The 20,580-nt window shown below is 41.4% G+C and carries 19 protein-coding genes; 17 read left to right on the top strand and 2 right to left on the bottom strand.

The genetic code is table 11. The annotated features are described in order from the left end of the window. Positions 1–133 precede the first annotated feature (133 nt). The 12 genes from NSQ70_RS16345 to NSQ70_RS16290 all read left to right on the top strand — a co-directional run bounded on the left by NSQ70_RS16345 (position 134) and on the right by NSQ70_RS16290 (position 13,648). Entirely contained in the window at positions 134–1,624 is a 1,491-nt protein-coding gene (locus tag NSQ70_RS16345) for an N-acetylmuramoyl-L-alanine amidase (RefSeq protein ID WP_342502278.1), read from the top strand. Positions 1,625–1,759: 135 nt separating this feature from the next. After that, positions 1,760–2,338, top strand: a complete 579-nt coding sequence (locus NSQ70_RS16340; RefSeq protein ID WP_223255607.1) for a hypothetical protein — start codon at positions 1,760–1,762, stop codon at positions 2,336–2,338. Positions 2,339–2,537: 199 nt separating this feature from the next. Then, on the top strand, positions 2,538–3,197 hold the full coding sequence (locus NSQ70_RS16335) for an exopolysaccharide biosynthesis polyprenyl glycosylphosphotransferase (protein ID WP_008348294.1): 660 nt from the start codon (positions 2,538–2,540) through the stop codon (positions 3,195–3,197). An 18-nt stretch (positions 3,198–3,215) separates the two neighbouring features. Next, the gene (locus tag NSQ70_RS16330) at positions 3,216–4,667 is read left to right on the top strand and encodes an MOP flippase family protein (protein WP_061420338.1); all 1,452 of its coding nucleotides are present in this window, start codon (positions 3,216–3,218) and stop codon (positions 4,665–4,667) included. Continuing rightward, on the top strand, positions 4,664–5,848 hold the full coding sequence (locus NSQ70_RS16325) for a glycosyltransferase (RefSeq protein WP_251185092.1): 1,185 nt from the start codon (positions 4,664–4,666) through the stop codon (positions 5,846–5,848). Before NSQ70_RS16330 ends, NSQ70_RS16325 begins: the two co-directional genes overlap by 4 nt. A 75-nt stretch (positions 5,849–5,923) precedes the next feature. Continuing rightward, on the top strand, positions 5,924–7,261 hold the full coding sequence (locus tag NSQ70_RS16320; RefSeq protein WP_008348289.1) for a UDP-glucose/GDP-mannose dehydrogenase family protein: 1,338 nt from the start codon (positions 5,924–5,926) through the stop codon (positions 7,259–7,261). Positions 7,262–7,275: 14 nt separating this feature from the next. Continuing rightward, positions 7,276–8,205 carry an NAD-dependent epimerase/dehydratase family protein gene (locus NSQ70_RS16315; protein WP_251185091.1) on the top strand — a complete coding sequence of 310 codons (930 nt, stop codon included), beginning with the start codon at positions 7,276–7,278 and terminating at the stop codon, positions 8,203–8,205. A 39-nt stretch (positions 8,206–8,244) separates the two neighbouring features. Continuing rightward, positions 8,245–9,711 carry an O-antigen ligase family protein gene (locus NSQ70_RS16310; protein WP_342502277.1) on the top strand — a complete coding sequence of 489 codons (1,467 nt, stop codon included), beginning with the start codon at positions 8,245–8,247 and terminating at the stop codon, positions 9,709–9,711. Between the two features lie 61 nt (positions 9,712–9,772). Continuing rightward, positions 9,773–10,450, top strand: a complete 678-nt coding sequence (locus tag NSQ70_RS16305) for a hypothetical protein (protein WP_251185089.1) — start codon at positions 9,773–9,775, stop codon at positions 10,448–10,450. 24 nt (positions 10,451–10,474) lie between these two features. Then, entirely contained in the window at positions 10,475–11,230 is a 756-nt protein-coding gene (locus tag NSQ70_RS16300) for a glycosyltransferase family 2 protein (RefSeq protein ID WP_008348281.1), read from the top strand. Positions 11,231–11,249: 19 nt separating this feature from the next. Then, positions 11,250–12,446 (top strand): glycosyltransferase, encoded by a 1,197-nt coding sequence (locus NSQ70_RS16295; protein WP_041508115.1) that lies wholly within the window; start codon positions 11,250–11,252, stop codon positions 12,444–12,446. A gap of 134 nt (positions 12,447–12,580) precedes the next feature. After that, positions 12,581–13,648 (top strand): MraY family glycosyltransferase, encoded by a 1,068-nt coding sequence (locus NSQ70_RS16290; protein ID WP_007499956.1) that lies wholly within the window; start codon positions 12,581–12,583, stop codon positions 13,646–13,648. 38 nt (positions 13,649–13,686) lie between these two features. Here NSQ70_RS16290 and NSQ70_RS16285 read toward each other — a convergent pair whose 3' ends face one another. Together NSQ70_RS16285 and NSQ70_RS16280 are read right to left on the bottom strand one after the other, a co-directional pair. Continuing rightward, on the bottom strand, positions 13,687–14,784 hold the full coding sequence (locus NSQ70_RS16285; protein WP_144679134.1) for an LCP family protein: 1,098 nt from the start codon (positions 14,782–14,784) through the stop codon (positions 13,687–13,689). After that, complete coding sequence (locus NSQ70_RS16280; RefSeq protein ID WP_251185087.1) at positions 14,769–15,437, bottom strand: YigZ family protein; 669 nt, start codon at positions 15,435–15,437, stop codon at positions 14,769–14,771. Before NSQ70_RS16280 ends, NSQ70_RS16285 begins: the two co-directional genes overlap by 16 nt. A 221-nt stretch (positions 15,438–15,658) precedes the next feature. Here NSQ70_RS16280 and NSQ70_RS16275 point away from each other — a divergent pair, with 221 nt between their 5' ends. From NSQ70_RS16275 to NSQ70_RS16255, 5 genes are all read left to right on the top strand, one after another. Beyond that, positions 15,659–16,834, top strand: coding sequence for a sensor histidine kinase (locus NSQ70_RS16275; RefSeq protein ID WP_008360205.1), 1,176 nt, complete (start codon positions 15,659–15,661; stop codon positions 16,832–16,834). A gap of 64 nt (positions 16,835–16,898) precedes the next feature. Next, complete coding sequence (gene degU / locus NSQ70_RS16270; protein WP_008348273.1) at positions 16,899–17,588, top strand: two-component system response regulator DegU; 690 nt, start codon at positions 16,899–16,901, stop codon at positions 17,586–17,588. A 211-nt stretch (positions 17,589–17,799) separates the two neighbouring features. Beyond that, on the top strand, positions 17,800–18,642 hold the full coding sequence (locus NSQ70_RS16265) for a DegV family protein (RefSeq protein WP_024719242.1): 843 nt from the start codon (positions 17,800–17,802) through the stop codon (positions 18,640–18,642). Between the two features lie 371 nt (positions 18,643–19,013). Further along, complete coding sequence (locus NSQ70_RS16260) at positions 19,014–20,141, top strand: DEAD/DEAH box helicase (RefSeq protein WP_251185086.1); 1,128 nt, start codon at positions 19,014–19,016, stop codon at positions 20,139–20,141. A 64-nt stretch (positions 20,142–20,205) separates the two neighbouring features. Further along, positions 20,206–20,499 (top strand): competence protein ComFB, encoded by a 294-nt coding sequence (locus NSQ70_RS16255; RefSeq protein WP_008348267.1) that lies wholly within the window; start codon positions 20,206–20,208, stop codon positions 20,497–20,499. Positions 20,500–20,580: the final 81 nt, after the last annotated feature.

Raw genomic sequence — 20,580 nt, 5'->3', positions numbered from 1 at the left:
TACAGATGAGGGGTGCCGAAGATACACCTCTTAGGCTGCTCGAGAAACGACTCTCGGCAGCCTTTTTTCAAAAGTACATGAAGTGTTTCCTGGGTTCCATGATGAAGGGTTCAAAACCAAGGAGGTTGACTTCATGCGTTCTTATATCAAATGTTTTGTTTTAATTGTGGTTTCACTATGTTTATATGCACCATCAGCATTTGCGCAGCACAATGTATCGAAGATTGAGGGAAGTAATCGATATGAGGTGGCAGTTAACGCTGCAAAACGAGGCTGGTCGACAGCACCTACAGTTGTTTTAGTAGGCGGTGAAGCTTATGCTGATGCGCTAAGTGCTGTGCCGTATGCCTTTCAGCAAGGAGCCCCAGTGCTGTTAACGAATACTAGCAGTCTTTCTGGTGCAACTAAATCAGGTCTTCAGCAGTTGAGAACGAAGCGTGTCATCATTCTTGGCGGAACCGCAAGCATTTCTCAAAAAGTCGTAGCGCAGCTAAAAGCAATGAATCTATCCGTATCGCGAATACAAGGAAAGAATCGATATGAATTGGCGGCAAACGTTGCTAAGCAAATGAAGAGTGTTGATACAGCTGTGATTGTGAATGGTTCTGCTTATGCAGATGCTGTGGCGATTGCTCCATATGCTGCAAAACAGGGCTTTCCTATTTTATTAACCGATGCAAAAGGGCTGCGGCAGGAAACAGCCAATCTATTAAAAAGCAAAGCGGTGAAACGGACGATTGTGATTGGCGGGGAAACAAGTGTCAATCAAGCGGCCTATCAAAAGCTGCCATCACCCGTGAGAATCAGCGGAGCCAATCGGTATGAAGTGGCAGCCCGAATTGCGAAAACATACCCGATGAAGACAACCCAAACGTATATGAGTAACGGCTATGCATATGCCGATGCGGCAGCTGCGGCAAGTACGGCAGCCAAGCAAGGGCAAACCCTTCTTCTTACAGACGCTCAATCAGTGCCAGATGCGATTCGTCGTGTCATTGGGACTAAAAAGATTTCAACATTTACAGTGGTGGGCGGAACATCAACCATACGAACCAGTGTGATCACACAGCTGAAAAATCATGTGTTAGGTGAAACCATCTTTATTGATCCAGGTCATGGTGCACAGGATGCTGGAGCGGTAGGAAATGGGCTTTTTGAAAAAAATGTTAATCTGGATGTCGCGTTAAAACTGCAAGCAAGGCTCAAACAAGCGGGTGCGCTGACGGTCATGTCTAGAACATCTGATACATTTGATTCCTTGCAAACACGTGTAAGCAAAGGATCACAGGCTGGTGCGGATGTGTTCATCAGCATCCATGCCAATGCAAATGATAATAGCGGTGCAAATGGAACAGAAACGTATTATGATGCGACGTATGCTTCGGCCAATAGTTTAAAGCTGGCACAAAAGGTACAGCCCCAGATGGTGAAAGCCCTTGGCACAAGAGATCGCGGTGTGAAGACTGCAGGATTCTACGTGATCAAGTATTCAAAAATGCCCAGCATCTTGCTTGAAACGGGGTTCGTAACCAGTCCGATTGATGCCAGTATATTAAAATCAACGACTGCCAAGGAGCGGCTGGCTTCAGGAATCGCAGCAGGTGTATCTCAATATTTTGAATAAAATAGATCGGATGAATGATATGTCAAGTTAAAAATACATTTCATTTCAGGTTATTTTTGTTATAATCGAAACATAGAGGGTGGATTTTTCACGTATTTACCTTCCAATGACAGCAAATCGACAAATCATGAAGAGGTGACGATCTTGAAAAAATTAATCACAATGCCGTTTTTAGTCTTACTTCTAGGAGTAATGCTCACAGCATGCGGCACATCAAATCAGTCTAACGATAACAATACGGATAACAGCAAAAAAGAAACAACTGAAGCAGCAGATCAAAAGAAAGAAAATGCAACAGATGAAAAGACGGAAGACAAGTCCGCAAGTGAAAAAGCAGATGATGAAAGCAAAGAAACAGCTGCTCAAACAGAAGACCAAGCAGGTCAATCTGATGAAGATGCAAAAGAAAGCTCAAGTAAGGAAATCACAAAAGAAGAAACGACAAACGATCAGTCAAAAGCTGAATCTAAAACAAAAAAAGAATCTACAACGAAGAAAAATGAAGTCACCAAAGAAGGCACATATGTCGGTTTGGCTGATGGACATACAATTGCTGTCAACATTGATGGAAAAGAAGTAGCCATTCAATTCGGAAATACATTTTCTAAACAAGTGAACAGCCTAAAAGAAGAGTCAAAAGTGAAAGTAACTTATACAAAAGATGCAAATGGAACGCTTAGACTGAAGACGATCGAATCCGTAAAGGCAAAATAAAAAAAAGACACGTAGACCCGCAGAAATGCGGGTCTTTTTTACGTTTAAAAGGGCATAACTTGATATAAGGGCACATTCTTAACACACTTTTACAAGACTTAACAGCCCATTTACATTTGCTTAATGTTGCTCTGCTAAACTGACTTTCATAGAACATCTCTTTACACAACAACTACTTTGAATGGTGAGGTGCAGGTCAGTGAGCGCAGAGAAAGCGATGAACCTTTACAGAGAATATGAAGTGAGACGAAACCACTCTTTTGCTTTAACAGAACATATGGTTCGATATTTATTTGCAAAACGTTTCATAGATGTCGTGTTCTCGTTCATCGGATTGATGTTGAGTACGCCAATCATTTTACTGTTTGCCCTTTTAATTAAGCTAGAAACACCAGGGCCAGCCTTTTATATGCAGGAAAGGGTCGGAAAAGACGGTGTCTACTTTAAATTATGGAAGCTCAGATCGATGAGAACCAACGCAGAAAGCGGAGGAGCGAAATGGGCGCAAAAAAATGACCCTCGTATCACCAAAGTGGGGGCATTCATCAGAAAAACAAGAATTGATGAACTGCCGCAATTTATCAACGTGTTAAAAGGAGAAATGAGTATTGTAGGTCCACGTCCTGAAAGACCAATGTTTACTGCCGAATTTAATCGGACGATTCCAGGCTTTACAAAAAGACTGACAGTGAAGCCGGGGCTGACAGGTCTTGCTCAAGTAAATGGGGGATATGAAATGAGTCCAAGTGAAAAATTATCACACGACTTACAGTATATTCAAAACTTGACATTTTCTCTCGACACGAAGATTATGGTAAAAACGTTAAAAGTCATCGTGACTGGTGACGGAGCCAGATAAGTAAAGTAGGGAAGAGAAATGGCAAGTATGAAAAATCGCCTGCTGGGCGGAGCAAAATGGACAAGCTTGTCCGCATTGATCATTACCATCATCCAAATTGCACAGTTCGCCTTTTTAGGAAACGTAATGTCACTGAAAGAATTTGGACTCGTTGGCATGATCACAACGGTCACAATATTTACACAGATTTTACTTGATCTAGGCATCGGTGCTGCGATCATTCAAAAGGAACAAACGACGGAACGTCAATTATCTACATTATATTGGATCAACTTGCTGACGGGAATTCTCTTGTTTTGTGTATTGATCCTCGCAAGTCCCTTGATTGCCGCCTTTTATGCCAGACCTGAGCTGGAAGGCTTGCTCAAGTTATTATCAATCATGTTTCTCATTGCACCAATTGGTCAGCAATATCAATATATGATGCAGAAAGATTTAGCCTTTAAAACCTTAAGTACGATTGAAACGATAGCGACGATCATTTCGCTGATTGTTCTACTTATTCTAGCCTTTTTTATCAATCCAATTGTGGCCTATGTGATCTCTCAAGTGCTGCTTCAATCAGGAAAAGGTCTCATGTATGCAGCGGCTTATTGGAAGAAGTGGCGCCCAGCACCCGTTTTCGCATTAGGGGAAGTGAAAGAGTTTTTCTCCTTCGGGGCTTTCCAGCTTGCGTCAAGACTCGTCAATCGGGCAGGCTCAAACATCGACATGATTTTAATAGGACGGTTTCTTGGAGCAGAGGCATTAGGGATTTACAGCCTGGCTTATCAAATCGTCACAATCCCGGTGCTGAAAATTAACCCGATTGTGACGAGAGTGGCTTTCCCAGTTTTCGCAAAAAGTCAGCGTGATCACTCTAGGCTGCGTGAGGGCTTCCTCAGCATGACGAATATGCTTGCACTCATTAGTTTTCCACTACTCATTGGTCTTGCTGCCGTATCAGATAGCTTTATAGAAGTGGTGTTTGGAGAGAAATGGCTAGTGGCGGTCCCGGTTTTGAATATTTTGTGCATTGTCGGTCTACTCCGTGTGCTGATGAATCCAAATGGTTCCATCCTTCTTGCAAAAGGGAGAACTGACTTAGCATTTTATTGGGATACAGGCATGCTCATCGTATATGGATGCGCCTTATATGCAGGAGTCCATACTGGCAGTCTATTGACTGTAGCTTGGGTCTACTCAGGGGTCAGTCTGCTGAATTTCATTGTCGGCAGGTGGCTGATGGCTTATGTCATTCAGCTAGATATGAAGGTATATGTAAAATCTCTCGTAAAGCCTGCTGTCATGACGTTGTTAATGGCCGCCTGCGCAGTGACTATTCATCAAGGGATGAAGCTGACATCAGCGGATATACTGCTTCAATTACTACTGACGATTGGTTTAAGTGCGGTTTTATATAGCTTGCTACTTGTCAAAATGTATCCGCAAATGGCAGGAAAATTATGGAGAAGAGGTCGTTCGTCATGAAGGTGCTATGGCTGACAAGTGTATATCCTAGTGAAAAACATCCAAGTGAAGGCGTCTTCCATGAAACGCAAGTGCAGGAGCTGGTCAAACAGGGCGTAGAAGTGAGCGTGATTTGTCCTACTCCTGTCAATCCGCCCATCTTACGGATGCTTAAAGCTTCCTATCGTCAGAGAAAAGATCTTCCCCAGCAGGAAGTGAGGTGCGGCGTGCCGGTTTACAGACCGCCCTATACAGCGCTGCCTGGACAGCTAAAATGGGCTCAGCCGAGTAAACGAATCGCAGCTTCTGTCCTGCGCACAATGGAGCGTTATGAACTGTCACCGGATTTCATCCATGCGCACTTTGCCATGCCGTCTGGCGGCGCAGCAGCTATGATCAAAAAGGAAGCAAACATCCCTTATCTTCTGACCTTACACGGCAGTGATGTGAACGTCTATCCAACCTATAGTCAAGGGGCGCTTGCCGCCTTTAAAGCAGCAGTAAAACAGGCGTCTGCTGTTCTCACAGTGAGTGAAGAGCTGGCAAAGAAAACACATGACATGACAGAGGTGGATGCACAATGCCTCCCGCTTGGAATTCCGCTCAAGTCATTTTCTAGAACACTGGGGGATCAAACAGCCATCAGAAAGCAGATTGGTTTACCGCTTCACGACAAGCTCGTCGTTTATGTCGGCCGTTTAGTCAAAGAGAAAGGTTTGCTTGAATTAGCGGAAGCTGTCAGCGGGATGGAGGGTGTAAAAGTCGTCTTTGTCGGAAAAGGCCCCCTCGCAAAGGAGCTGACCGAACGGGCGGGAGAATCCATTATACTCCCGGGGCAGGTGCCGAATGAACAAGTCAAACATTATTTAATGGCAGCTGACCTGTTTGCCCTTCCTTCCTACAGTGAAGGAATGCCGACTGTCGTTCTTGAGGCGCTCGCTTTAAAAATGCCTGTCATCGCAACACGGGTTGGTGGTCTCCCATCACTATTTTCTACCTATCAACATCTGCTCATTGAACCGCGTTCAACGAGTCAGCTAAAAGAAGCGATTCACGCTTATCTTTATGAAAACAGATGGAACGAGCAAGTGAAGACCGATCTTCACCACATCGTCCATACAGATTATTCATCATCACATAATGCTTCGCTCCTGATTCAGCAATATGAGAAGGTGCTGAATCAATCAACATCCACTGTTTAAACAGGATGAAATGTGCAAAGACTGATAGATAAACAGTTTGGAACGACCAATATGCTTTTACTGAGAGGATGAAACATGTTGAAGAAAATTGCTGTGATTGGAACAGGATATGTCGGGTTAGTATCGGGTACTTGTTTTGCTGATATCGGAAATCGCGTCATTTGTTGTGACATCGACGAATCAAAAATCAACAGCTTAAAAAGCGGTCTCGTTCCAATTTATGAACCGGGCTTAAAGGAATTGATTGAGAAGAATACAGAAGAAGGAAGATTGTGTTTTACAACCAATATTCCCGCTGCAATTCGAGAATCAGAGATTATTTATATTGCTGTAGGAACACCAATGACACCTCAGGGGGAAGCGGATTTAACATTCGTGAAAGCTGTGGCTCAAACGGTTGGGGAACACCTGAATGGCTACAAAATCATCGTGAATAAGAGCACAGTGCCAGTTGGAACAGGACGTCTTGTTCAAGCCATTGTTCAAAAGGCTTCACGCAGTAAATATCCATTTGACGTCGTCTCCAACCCAGAGTTTCTGCGGGAAGGTTCAGCTATTCAAGATACGATGAATATGGAGAGAGCGGTCATTGGCTCTACAAGCTCACATGCATCCACGATCATTAAAAAATTGCATGATCCGTTTCAAACAGAAGTGGTTGAGACCAATCTAGAAAGTGCAGAAATGATTAAGTATGCGGCAAATGCCATGCTCGCCACAAAAATCTCATTCATCAATGACATTGCGAACATTTGCGAGAGAGTTGGTGCTGATGTGGAAAAAGTCAGCGAAGGCGTTGGGTTAGACAGTCGGATCGGGCATAAATTTTTAAAAGCAGGCATTGGATTTGGTGGTTCTTGTTTCCCAAAAGATACGATGGCTCTTCTCAAAATTGCCGAAACAGCTGGCTACCGGTTCAAGCTGATCGAATCTGTCATTGAAACTAACAACCACCAAAGAGCCCATCTTGTCAGCAAACTGATGAGTGTGTTCGGTGATATTAAAGGAAAAACGATTTCCGTTTTAGGGCTCGCATTTAAACCAAATACAAACGATATGCGTTCAGCGCCAGCACTAGATATTATCCCAATGCTGAGAGAGCTCGGAGCTTTTGTCAAAGCCTATGATCCAATTGCTTATGTAGAAGCAGAAAGAGAGCTTGGCCCGCAGGCGGTCTTCAGCAATGATCTCTATGAAACAGTGAAAGATACAGATGCTTGTCTCATCTTAACGGAATGGGATGACGTACAGAAGATGGATAAGGATCAGATCAAGCAGCTGCTTCGTTCTCCCATTTTAATTGATGGAAGGAATTTGTTTGATCCAGCAGAAATGAAAGAGAGAGGATTTATTTACCAGTCCATCGGCCGCCCAGGCGTATGGGAAACAGAATTGGTATCGAAGGCACAATAATAGGGGGAACTTGGATGAAGAAAGTATTGGTAACTGGGGGAAGTGGATTTATAGGATCTCATACAGTAGAGGCTTTATTAGAGAAAGGTTATGAGCCCATCGTTCTTGATAACTTTTCAACTGGATCGAAGGAAAATATCGCTCATCTTTCCGTACAATGCATTGAAGCAGATGTCACAAAATCAGAAACGGTCGATTTGATCAAACACATTGCACCAGATTATATCATTCATCTTGCAGCGCAAGTGAGTGTAGCCGTTTCGGTTCAACATTTCGTCTACGACGAAGAGGTCAATATTAAAGGTTCGCTGCATGTGATCAAAGCAGCGGCTGAAGCCGGGGTGGAGAAAGTGGTGTTTGCCTCATCGGCAGCAGTCTATGGAGACCCAGTCTATCTGCCGGTCGACACAGCTCATCCACTGCAGCCTGGTTCACCTTATGGCTTGTCGAAACTGACAGTTGAACGATACTTACAGATGGCAAAATCACTCTATGATGTGGACTATTGTATTATGCGGTACAGCAATGTATATGGTCCGCGCCAAGACGCACTTGGTGAAGGCGGTGTTGTCTCAATTTTTTCTGATAAGTTTGCAAAGCACGAGGCACCTTTCATCTTCGGGAACGGAGAACAAACAAGAGATTTCATCTATGTAGGCGATCTAGCCGCAGCGAATGTTGCAGCTTTAACAGCTCAATCAAACGTTTGTTTAAATATCTCAAGTGGTCATTCCATCACGGTGAATGAGCTGTTTCAAACGATGAAGCGAGTCACGAGATCAGATCTTGAACCGATTTATAAGCCTCAGCGTGCAGGAGATATTGTGCATAGTACATTGGAAAATGAGGAAACGAAACAAGTCTTAGCATGGGAGCCTGTTGTGACTTTACAAGAAGGTTTGGCTCGTACCATTTCCTTCTATGAACAGGAAGTAAAGGCTTAATCCCTCAAATCGGATGGGTTGCTTAGGAGGAACATGGGTATGAGTGTGAAACAAACAGCATGGCAAATCATAATCGGATGTATTTTATTAGCAGCAGGTATTTGGCTTGTACAAATGGCATCCACGCAGCCTATCGGGTTAAAGAAGATGGTAGTCATTCCGGTTTTGATTGTGGTGCTCATAGCGGCTGCTATATGTATGAAGCTCTACATGAATGGTGAGCACATATTCATGTCAGCCATTTACCTTTTGATTGCATTAACATTTCTCAATAACGCTTTTTTCTCTATCAGTGCCGGATTCTTTAGTCTCTTTCTCTACCGCGTCATGCTCTTGGTTGTCTTTGCTTTATTCATATGGCGGATGAGGGGCAAAGGAACGTACATATCTCAGTGGCAGCAAATTCGCGTTAAAGGCATTCTTGGTTTTTTCGCTGCATGGTTTCTTTACGGACTCATCTCACTGCTTTGGGCTCATTCGGTCACAGATGGCCTGAAATATATGTCTCTTCTTGCGATGGGAATGGGTTTTGTCTTTCTTGTGGTCATGTACATTCAGCGAATGGATCAGATCGTAACTTTTTATAGTATTTGGCTAGTCATGACCGTATTTGTGATGGGAATCGGGTTCTATAATCACTTGACCTTGAACCATTTACCGAATACCTCATTGTATCTTGGACCAGCATACAAACAGCACTATCCTACAGCTGTCTTCTTTAACCAAAATGATTTTGCGACTTTTTTATCTATTAGCTTTTTCTTATATGTGGCGTGCATGCGCCAAATGAAAAATGGTTATATCAAAGCGTTCGGATTACTAGGAGCCATCTTAGCGCTGTATCTCATTTTGTTAACAGAATCGCGCGCCAGCTTGCTTGGCATATTAGCCGGAGCGGCAATCTATGTAGGGCTGTTGATGCCTCGCTTTTTAAAAAAGTGGTCCATCATGGCAGCAGGCGGGCTTGTTATCATCTGTATCGCCATTTTTTCAGCCAAAATCTATTCTGTCTTTTATGACTTGTTTCTCGCTTCTCAGGTCGCTCATTCTTTTAGCGAACCACTTCCGTCCAACATTGCCCGGGCAAATTTAATCAAAAACGCTTGGTATTTCTTTACGAATTCATACGGTTTCGGAGTCGGAGCGGGCAATGTGTCTTATTACTTAGCTCACTTTTCTATCTTTGATACAGATCAGGTCGTGGAAGTTCACAATTGGCTGCTAGAGGTGATGACGAATTTTGGGTTTGCCGTCATGCTAGGTTATATCTCAGTGTATGCCTATCTCATGTTCTCACTGTACAAACAATACCAATTGGCTGACACGAGATTAGCCAAGATGATCATTGAAGGTCTATTTGCTGCCATGCTGAGCTTTCTCGTCTCAAGTATCAGTCCGAGTTCGGTCTCGAATTTATATTTCCACTGGGTGTTTCTAGGTCTAGTGATCGCAGCGGTCAATATCATGAAAAATAAACAGCGCTTCAAGCCGTGGGCAAACGTGTGATGCTGAGTTTGTATGGCTACACTAGTGAAAAATTAAATACGTCAATGTTGGGAGAATGAGCATGTCTGGTTTTATGTTAAGAATAGGGAAGCGAATGAAAAAATATATCGTCTGGCTTGTGCTGCTGCCTGTTGTATTGGCTGCTTTTGGTTTCTTTTTTGCCAAGGGGACAGTAGAACAGTCTAGTTACACAGCTGCTGTGACCTTGACGCTTGGGAAATATGACGACGGTGTGTATAACAATATGGCAGAAGTGACATCTCTATTAAAAAGTGATGCATTTCTGAATCAAGCACTCCGTGATGTAAATGAAGAAGAAAGGCAGGATGTGAAAAATCGTTTGATTCTCACTAACCAGTCCGATACACTATTGCAGTTGTCGTTTACAGATGCTGATCAAGCTCGAGCTTTGGCGGTAGTGAAACAAGTGTCAGATACATTTTTAAAGCAGGACAAAGCCTTATTTACGAAAAGACAGCAAGTCATTGAAAGGAGACTATCCGCTCTTGAAGATGAATCTGTCAGCAATGACTCCAAGGTCGATAAAGAACGATTTTTATATGAATTGGAATCGACAAAGCTCGGGATGAAGCAGGCAAAGATTGTCGATCCTGCCCAAGTGCTTGATGAAGCAGGCAAAGGCATGTCAGCGAAAAAACGAGCACTGCTTGGACTTGTCATTGGCCTTAGCATCTCGCTTATGTTTGTGGTGTTACCTGAAGTGTTCAAAGAATCTTAATGATGAACTGGAGATGAGTCTTAGGTGAACAATCAACCGTTAGTATCAATTATTACACCGGCGTATAATGCGGAACGTTATTTAACGGATACAGTTCATTCCGTCCTTGCCCAAACCTATTCCAACTGGGAGCTGATCATTGCAGATGATTGCTCAACAGATGGCACAAGGAAGCTGTTAGGGGAATTAAGTCAGACGGACGACAGAATCAACGTCATTTATTTAGAGGAAAACGGGGGAGCTGCTATTGCTAGAAACACAGCCATCAAACAGGCGAAAGGCCGCTTTATCGCTTTTTTAGATAGTGATGATATGTGGAAACAGACAAAGCTCGAAAAGCAGGTCAAGTTTATGTTAGAAAATGATCATGCCTTTACTTTCACGGCATATGACATCATTTCAGAAAATGGAGAGCCGTTACAAAAAACCGTCACAGCGCCGGCTCAGTTGAACTACAATGAAGCTTTAAAAAATACGATTATCGGCTGTTTGACGGTGATGCTCGATCTTCAACAAGTAGGACACGTGGAAATGCCAAACATTCGAACAAGGCAGGACTTAGCCACATGGCTCTCTATTTTAAAAAAAGGATTTACTGCCTATGGAATGAGTGAGCCGCTCAGTGAATATCGCATCGTGGGAAACTCGATTTCTAGTAACAAGTGGAAAGCAGCAAAAAAAACATGGTTTGTCTACAGAGAAATTGAGCAGCTTCATTTTGTGAAAGCATCTTGGTGTTTTATGCACTATGCCACAAATGCTGTCAAAAAGCGCTTATAAACAGAAGGGAAAAAAGGTGATGAAGGTGAAAGCAGAGTCGATCATACATGTGATTGTCGCAACGGGAGAATGGGGACACGATGGCCTAAGGTACAGACGGCATCGACTGGCGGAATTTCTTGCATCTGATCCAGAAACGAAAGAGGTCATCTGGGTATGCCCATCTGCCACTCGTCATTCAGCTCCCTTTCAGCCTATAACGGATCGAATGAAGCAAATGACCATTCCTGATGTGCTCAAGAGCAAGTTTTTTCGCTTTGGCCGTTATCAAGATATGTTTTATTTTCATAAATTATCTCCTCTTCTTGAGCATTTGCGTCAAGAAGAAAAGCAGGGCATAGCCGTCTGTTTATGGTATACGTTTCCGGGATTTCCGCTCTTATCTTCTTTATTTGAATGGAAACATATTGTGTATGATTGCAGTGACCTGTGGGGAGAGCCTATCAGTGGAAAAAACAACATTCTCTCTTATATGAGACAGCGAGTCATTGTAAAAGCAGAAAACCGCATTATTAAATATGCACACAGCATTACATGCTCTTCACAATACTTACATGATCAAATCAAAAAAAGGCTCATGGGTGAACCGAAAGATGTCTTTACAGTGGAAAATGGCGTCGAGTATGATGTGTTTGCAAAAAGCAACCTCCCTAGCAGGGAAGACGTGCTAGAGGGAAGAGAGGGAACGGTTCTTGGCTTTATAGGTGGGATCAAGCCGAAGCTCGATTTTGACATGATCGCTCAAGCTGCTCGCATGCAGCCAGATTGGACATTTTTATTTGTCGGTCCGGATGGAACGAATGGAGATCCATCTTTTCAGCATGCACTCAAACTGCCCAATGTCCTATGGACTGGAGCAGTCGCACCAGAAGAAGTGCCTGCTTATATGAAATTAATTGATGTAGGGATGATGCCATACAAACAGTCTCCTTACAATCAAGCGGTTTTTCCGCTCAAGCTGTATGAATTTTTAGCTGCCGGAATCCCTGTTGTTGGTTTAAATCTTCCATCAACGGAAAGGCTAAAAGAGAATGATGTGTATGAATATGTAGAGGGCGAAGATCCAGCTCTCTTCGTAGAAGCCTGCCAGAAAGTGATCAGTAAAAAAGATGACATGACATGCAGACATCTAAGACAAAGCCGGGCAAAGAAAAAAGATTGGCACGCACTGTTCACAAACATGGTGGAATTAACGAATATTAAAGAAAACGCATAATTCATTCAGGATTGTGCGTTTTTATTTGTTTCTTCTTCTTAGGGGGAGCTTGTGATCATCCTATATTCAATTGTATAATGGAAAGAGCGGCCAATATACAAAATACAGATTTCAATTTAGAAGGAGACTGACCTATGGATTACGAACGCGCCTTATTAGCGTTTTTTGTCTCTCTGGCTACAGTTTTAATTGTGACACCAATCGTCAAAAAGTTTGCAATTAAGATTGGTGCAGTGGACCAGCCGAATAAACGAAAAGTTCATGATAGAGTAATGCCTCGAATGGGCGGTTTGGCGATTTTTATTGGGGTAGCGGCTGGAGCACTAGCAGGCGGGCTGTTTCTACATAATAAAATTACAGCTATATCAGTTGGCGCTGTACTCATCGTCATTTTAGGTATATTTGATGATAAATATAATTTAAGTGCAAAATTTAAATTTCTTGTGCAAGTTCTCGTTGCTTGCTTAATCGTGAGCACGGGCTTAAAAATGGACTTTTTCTCTGTTCCTTTCTTAACAGATCGACTGGAGTTAGGATGGATGGCGTATCCCCTGACTGTACTATGGATTGTTGGGATTACAAATGCGATCAATTTAATTGACGGATTAGATGGACTGGCTGCCGGAATTTCGGTTATCGGTTTAACCACGATTGCCGTCATGGCATTTTCTGCGGACAAGATCCTGATTCTTTCGTTATCTCTTGTCGTCATTGGCAGTACCATCGGTTTTCTTTTTTATAACTTCCATCCAGCAAAAATATTTATGGGTGATACAGGTTCGTTATTTTTAGGCTATATGATCTCGGTCCTGTCACTTTTAGGATTGTACAAAAGTGTTACTTTGTTTAGTGTTGTTGTCCCTGTAATTATTTTAGGTGTGCCTATTTTTGATACGACCTTTGCGATCATAAGACGAATATTGAATAAACAGCCTATCTCAGCACCTGACAAATCACACATCCATCATCGACTGATGGCCTTTGGCTTATCACATCGAATGGCAGTGATTGTGATTTACATGATTGGTTTAGTCTTCAGCTTAAGTGCGATTTTGCTGACAAGTGCCACCATTTGGCTGTCATTGATCATCATCTTTTTACTGGTCATGTTTATGCAAGTTATCGCTGAAGTCACTGGTTTGGTGAACGAAGAGTTTAAACCATTTACGAAATTCTACAAACGTATGGTCAAAAGACAATAAAAAAACAGCCCGCTTCCAAGGAACGGGCTGTTTTCCTATTATTGTCCTGATGTGCTGGTCGAAGGGGCCTGTGTATTGGCTGACCCTGTTGTACCAGAAGATGAATCGGTTTGTGTATTTGTTTCAGTTGAGGACGATGACTCAGCAGGAAGCTTTAAATGTGTCCTTAACTCATTTTGCACCTCAGCCAAGTTGGTTTGATCTGGCTCAAAGAAGTATGTTCGATTTGGTCCTAAATAAAGGTCTGATCCTTTAATAGATAGTGTTTCAGTATCGTCTCCTTTAAAACCACTGTAAATTTGCTGTAGAGCAAGTCCTTCTGTGATGCGGAAGTTGGTTGTTATATGATCACTTACTTCTTTTGCGATATTATCCACGTTTGCAATGTTATGAGGTTTCGCCATTTGATCAATCATGGCACGTAAGATTTGTTTCTGACGATCGTTACGCCCGAAATCACCACGTGGATCTTGTTTTCTCATTCGCGCATAAGCAAGTGCCTCTTCACCGTTTAAATGCATATTTCCTTTTTTAAAGTAAATCTTTTTCGACTTTTTGACGTCACTTTTTTCATTGAAGTCAAATGGAACGTCAATATCGATTCCCCCAACTTCATCAATGACATCCTTAAAACCGTCAAAGTCTACTGTTGCATATTTGTCAATTGGGATATGCAAGAATTGTTCGACAGTTTCAATCGTTTCGTCTTTACCGCCTTTAGCAAATGCCGCATTGATCTTTACTTTATTTCCCGTTGTGTCACTAGCAAGCTGTACTCGTGTGTCACGGGGGATACTGACCATTTTCATCGTTTTATCCTGAGGATTAATCGTTGCGACGATGAGTGAATCTGAACGGCCGTGATCACCATTTGTGGCGTAATCCTCTATACCAACAAATAGGACAGAGAAAGGTTTTTTCTTTATATCAATGACAGCATCACGGAGTTTCGATTTCTCCCCACGCTCTAATTCATCATAAGTTTTGTCAGCAGCCTGGAGTGTATTCACAATCTTATAAACTGCAAATCCGCCCATGCAGATGAAGAGAAGCAAAAATAAGACCAGAATCCGTTTGAAAATCTTTTTCTTCTTACTCTTTTTCTTTCGTACACGCACTTTTACTCGTTGTGCCATTCATCTGTCTCCTTTATCGGACCAACGTCCTTTTCTAAATAAATCAATTCGCCTTCTTTAGTAACACTCTTTCCATTAGTTAACTCAGTCATCCATTCAATGAACTGCTCTGTTTGTGTTTCTTCTACATACGTTTCAAAAATCACATCTTCTGCATAATGGATGTCTTTTAGCTGAAAAGATGAGGCTCTAAGCTCATTCTCTACCTTTCCAAACCATGTATAATCTATTGTTGTGTGCATCGTACGCATTAAACAGCGTTCTACCATACCAACATGATTGATTGCTTCAGACACAGATTTTCCGTACGCGCGAATTAATCCACCGGCACCTAGCTTAATACCGCCGAAATAACGAGTGACGACAACAACTGTATCTTTCAGCTTGCGTTTTTTTAGCACTTCAAGCATGGGTACCCCTGCTGTACCGCTTGGTTCACCATCATCATTTGCTTTTTGAATCAGATCATGTTCACCGATCAAATAGGCGGAACAATTATGAGTGGCGTTCCAATGCTGTTTTTTTATGGATTGTATAAAGGCTTGTGCTTCTTCTTCTGAGACAGCACGTTGTATATGACAAATAAAACGTGATTTTTCAATGACGATCTCATGCTCGCCACGGCTTTTTACTGTGAGATAGCGGTTCAGCAAAAGACATACCCTCCTGACAAGCAAATTGTAAGGCTAGAGAAAATTTGCATTGGTTTTAGAATTTTACAGCGTATTTTGTTATGATGATAGGAGCGGAAAAAGGGTCGTCATAAAAATTTCATGATTTATACGCATTCTTTCATTATAATTCGACATAAAATGCAGATCAATGACATTTATAATAAAAAAAGATGACATCACTGTTACGGGAGGGAAAAGCCATGACAACACCTAAAATGGATCCGAAGTTATTGGATTCAATCATCATGAAAATGCTAAGTACAGTTGATGGCAGTAAGGACGAAGTATTTAGAATCGGCGAACAGTCCCGTCAACAATATGAAAGCCTAGTAGAAGAGCTCAAGCAAATTAAACAGCAAGTCAACGAAGTAATTGATTTTGGGGATAAACTAGAAGTACATACGAGACATGCTAGAAATCGATTATCTGAGGTCAGCAGAAACTTCAACAAATTCAGCGAAGAAGAAATACGAGAAGCCTATGAAAAAGCACATAACCTGCAAGTAGAATTGACCATGATCCAGCAGCGCGAAAAACAGCTGAGGGAAAGAAGAGATGATCTGGAAAGACGATTGTTAAGCTTACAAGATGTCATTGAACGTTCAGAAACGCTTGTGAGCCAGATCACGGTCGTCCTCAACTACTTGAACCAAGATTTACGTCAGGTCGGTGTTTTACTTGAAGATGCTCAGGCAAAACAAGATTTTGGACTAAGAATTATTGAAGCCCAGGAAGAAGAGCGCAAAAGGGTATCACGAGAAATCCATGATGGACCTGCTCAGATGCTGGCAAACGTGATGATGCGTTCAGAACTAATTGAACGGATTTTTAGAGACCGTGGAACAGAAGAAGGTTTTAAAGAAATTAGAAGTCTAAGACAGAATGTGCGAAATGCACTGTACGAAGTGAGAAGAATCATTTATGATTTAAGACCGATGGCTTTAGATGATTTGGGTCTCATTCCGACACTGCGAAAATACTTAAACACAATTGAAGAATATGATGGAAAAACCAAAATTACGTTCCAGTGCATAGGTGATACAGAAAGCGAAAGAATTGCTTCTCAATTTGAAGTGGCACTATTTAGACTAGCTCAAGAAGCTGTCACAAATTCTTTAAAGCATTCTGAAGCTGAAGAAATCTCTGTGAAGGTTGAAGTGACGAAAGACTTTGTCACCTTAATTATCAAAGACGATGGAAAAGGCTTTGATATGAAGGATGTTAAAACAAATAAAAACAAATCCTTTGGGTTACTTGGTATGAAAGAGCGCGTAGACTTACTAGAAGGTAAAATGACCATAGACTCAAAAATAGGTCTAGGGACATTCATCATGATTAGAGTACCGTTAACATTACAAAATAAAATTGTAAAATAGAGACAAAAGACATATTGACCATAAAGTTCAGGTGTAGAACAATAAACATGGGGAGGCGTAGCTTGTGACTAAAGTAAATATTGTAATTATCGATGACCACCAATTATTCCGTGAAGGTGTCAAACGGATTTTAGATTTTGAACCTACTTTTGAAGTAGTTGCAGAAGGAGACGACGGTGACGAAGCTGCACGTATCGTAGAACACTATCATCCGGATGTTGTCATTATGGACATTAATATGCCGAATGTAAATGGTGTGGAGGCTACAAAACAGCTAGTAGAGCTTTATCCCGAATCAAAAGTCATTATCCTATCTATTCATGACGATGAAAACTATGTGACACATGCATTAAAAACAGGAGCAAGAGGCTACTTGTTAAAAGAAATGGATGCAGATACCCTCATTGAAGCAGTAAAAGTAGTAGCTGACGGAGGCTCTTATTTACATCCGAAAGTCACTCATAACTTAGTAAATGAATTCCGACGCTTAGCAACAAGCGGCGTTTCAGCACATCCACAGCACGAGGTATATCCTGAAATTCGCAGACCACTTCATATCTTAACAAGACGTGAATGTGAAGTTCTTCAAATGTTAGCTGACGGAAAGAGCAACAGAGGTATTGGTGAGTCGCTCTTTATAAGTGAGAAAACAGTCAAAAACCACGTGAGTAACATTTTGCAAAAAATGAATGTAAATGACCGTACTCAAGCTGTTGTTGTAGCAATTAAAAACGGTTGGGTAGAAATGAGATAATGTTCCGGACAAGTACTCCTTTTTCGCCTGTTTTTAGTTCTCTCACATTCAAGTTAGAGAGCAATGATAGGCAGGTAAGGAGTCTTTTTCGGATATAGCGGGCTTGCCTATTGATTAGGCAAGCTTTTTTGATTAGTATTATAAATCTAGTGAAAAACAATGATCATTCTTTTTTAAAAAGCAACTTAACGGATAAGGAAGGTATTTAAGAATGAAAATAGCCGTTGTAACAGACAGTACTGCTTATATACCACAAGAACTACGTGATAAACATCATATTCATATGATCCCTCTGAATGTCATCTTTGGTACTGAATCATACCGTGAAGAAGTAGAAATGGATTGGAAGACATATTATGAAGAAGTCAAGAAACATAAAGATCTTCCAACAACCTCTCAGCCTGCTTTCGGTGAACTTATAGAATTATATGAAAAACTTAGTGAAACATATGATGCTGTGATTAGTATACATCTGTCAAGCGGAATTAGTGGAACATACAATAGTGCGGCCTCAGCGAATGAACTAGTTGACGGAATCGACATTTATCCGTTTGATACAGAGACTAGCTGTATGGCACAAGGTTTTTATGTGTTAGAAGCTGCTGAAAAAATCCAAGGTGGTGCTTCTCCAGAAGAAGTGATTTCCCATCTCAATTATCTGAAAGAAAATCAAAGAGCTTATTTTATGGTAGATGATTTAACTCATTTACAACGTGGCGGCAGATTAAATGGTGCTCAGGCTTTTATTGGAAGCCTCTTAAAGGTAAAGCCTATCTTGCATTTTGACAACAAGCTAATTGTCCCTTTTGAGAAGATTCGTACACGCAAAAAAGCCATTTCACGTATTTTTGAATTATTTGATGAAGATGCATCACGTGGTGTTCCAATGAGAGCAACTCTGATACATGGTAATAGAGAAGAAGAAGCAGATGAATTAATTGCGCACTTATTAGAAAAGTATCCTCATGTTGAATTTTATAAAAGCTACTTTGGTGCCGTGATTGGCACTCATCTAGGCGAAGGCTCTTTAGCACTTGGCTGGATTATCAGGTAGATATCAAAATCCCCTTTTCTCATGGAAAAGGGGATTTGTTTTTCTATTTTTACAATTAGACGAAAGGCCTTCTCTTTGTACATAATGGGTCAACATGAATGGAAAGGTAGTGCGTGAAATTGAATCTGGAAAAAGAAATGGAACTCAGTCACAAGCTACAATCAAGGCACCTTCTTCCTGTTGAATGTCAGTGTATACAGTCCGAATTGGAGTGGCTGGAGAATCAAGGATTCATCCATAGAACACCTGCTGTCGATAGGGGGGCGAGTGGTTTGACCTGCTGCCGGTGCGGTGTATCAAACAAGCGCTACTTTGCCCTCTCTCCGTGTGAAACATGTAAAAAAGACTGTGTATACTGTAGATCCTGCATCATGCTTGGAAAAGTAAGTGAATGTGGCTTTCTCTATGAATGGACGGGTCCACAAAAGAAAGAAACAAGACAAGTTGAATTAACATGGCAGGGAGAGCTTTCTAAAGGGCAAAAGAGAGCGTCCGATAGGCTAGTAGAAGCAATCCAAAACAAATTTGATCTGCTCGTTTGGGCTGTTTGTGGTGCGGGGAAAACGGAGGTGCTTTTTCATGGAATAAAATATGCGCTAAATAACGGAATGAGTGTTTGTATTGCGACGCCTAGAACCGATGTTGTACTTGAGCTTGAACCTCGAATGAGAAAGGCATTTCAAGGACTGAATATAGCTGCACTTTATGGCGGGAGTTCTCAAAGATTTCAAATGGCACCGCTTATGATCGCTACAACCCATCAACTAATGAGATATAAAAACGCCTTTGATGTCCTCATTGTAGACGAAGTCGATGCATTTCCTTATTCAATGGATGAACGGCTTCAGTTTGCTGTTTTAAAATCAATGAAAAAAACAGGAGTTAGAATTTACTTAAGTGCCACACCATCTAAAAAAATGCAAAAGGATGTTGCTCGTAGACAATTAGAAGCGATCAAAATTCCTTTGCGCTTCCACCAAAAACCGTTGCCTGTCCCAACATTTCAATGGGTTGGAGATTGGAAAAAGAAATTAAAAAGAAATCGGCTTCCAGCATCTACAATGAACTGGCTGCATGAACATATCACAAAGAAAAAAAGAGTGTTACTCTTTGTTCCTTCTATTTCTACTATGAAGAAGGTAACTCATATTCTTCAAGGTCAAGATGTAAATGTACAGGGTGTTTCTGCGGATGATCAAGAAAGGAAGCAAAAAGTCCAGCATTTCAGAGATCATAGATACGATGTATTGGTTACAACAACTATTCTAGAAAGAGGCGTTACGATTCAAGATGTTCAAGTGGGCGTATTAGGTGCGGAATCTCCTATTTTTACAGAAAGTGCACTTGTCCAAATTTCTGGTAGAGCAGGGAGACATCCAGATTTTTTTAACGGAGACGTGTACTTTTTTCATTTTGGTTTAACGAGAAGTATGAAACAAGCAAAGAAACATATCGTAAAAATGAATAATACAGCTGAAAAAGAGTTTTCTGAAAAATAGTGTGGGTTCAACTAAATCATGGTACATTATATTCACAAAACACAAATGGCAGGAGAGACAAAATATGCTACTCAACGCAAAAGAAATACTACTTAAAGAAATTCTCTATCAATATCTCAACCAATTAAACATGATTTGTCATTGTGAAAAATGTATAGAAGATGTATTAGCCATTTCTCTAAATCAAGTGAAACCGCAATATATAACAGATATCGATAAAATATCCTACAGTAAATCCGAGATGGTGGATAAACAGAAAAATACGGCGATGCTCGTCATTCTGACAGAAGCTGCTTCAACGGTCACTACATATCCAAGGTGCGAAAATCATTTGCCGTTGAACAAAGAAAAGCGTTGATTTGTCCAATTTGTGAGAGCTATTTTGTGGCTGCTTTTACATGGAAATCATTCCTGCTATTAAATGAAGATCGTTTATGTG

This window comes from Bacillus sp. FSL R5-0397 (genome assembly GCF_038593395.1).
Taxonomy (GTDB): Bacteria; Bacillota; Bacilli; order Bacillales; family Bacillaceae; genus Bacillus; species Bacillus altitudinis.
Note: the sequence above shows the minus strand (reverse complement) of the source record. Positions and strands in the feature narration are given on the sequence as shown.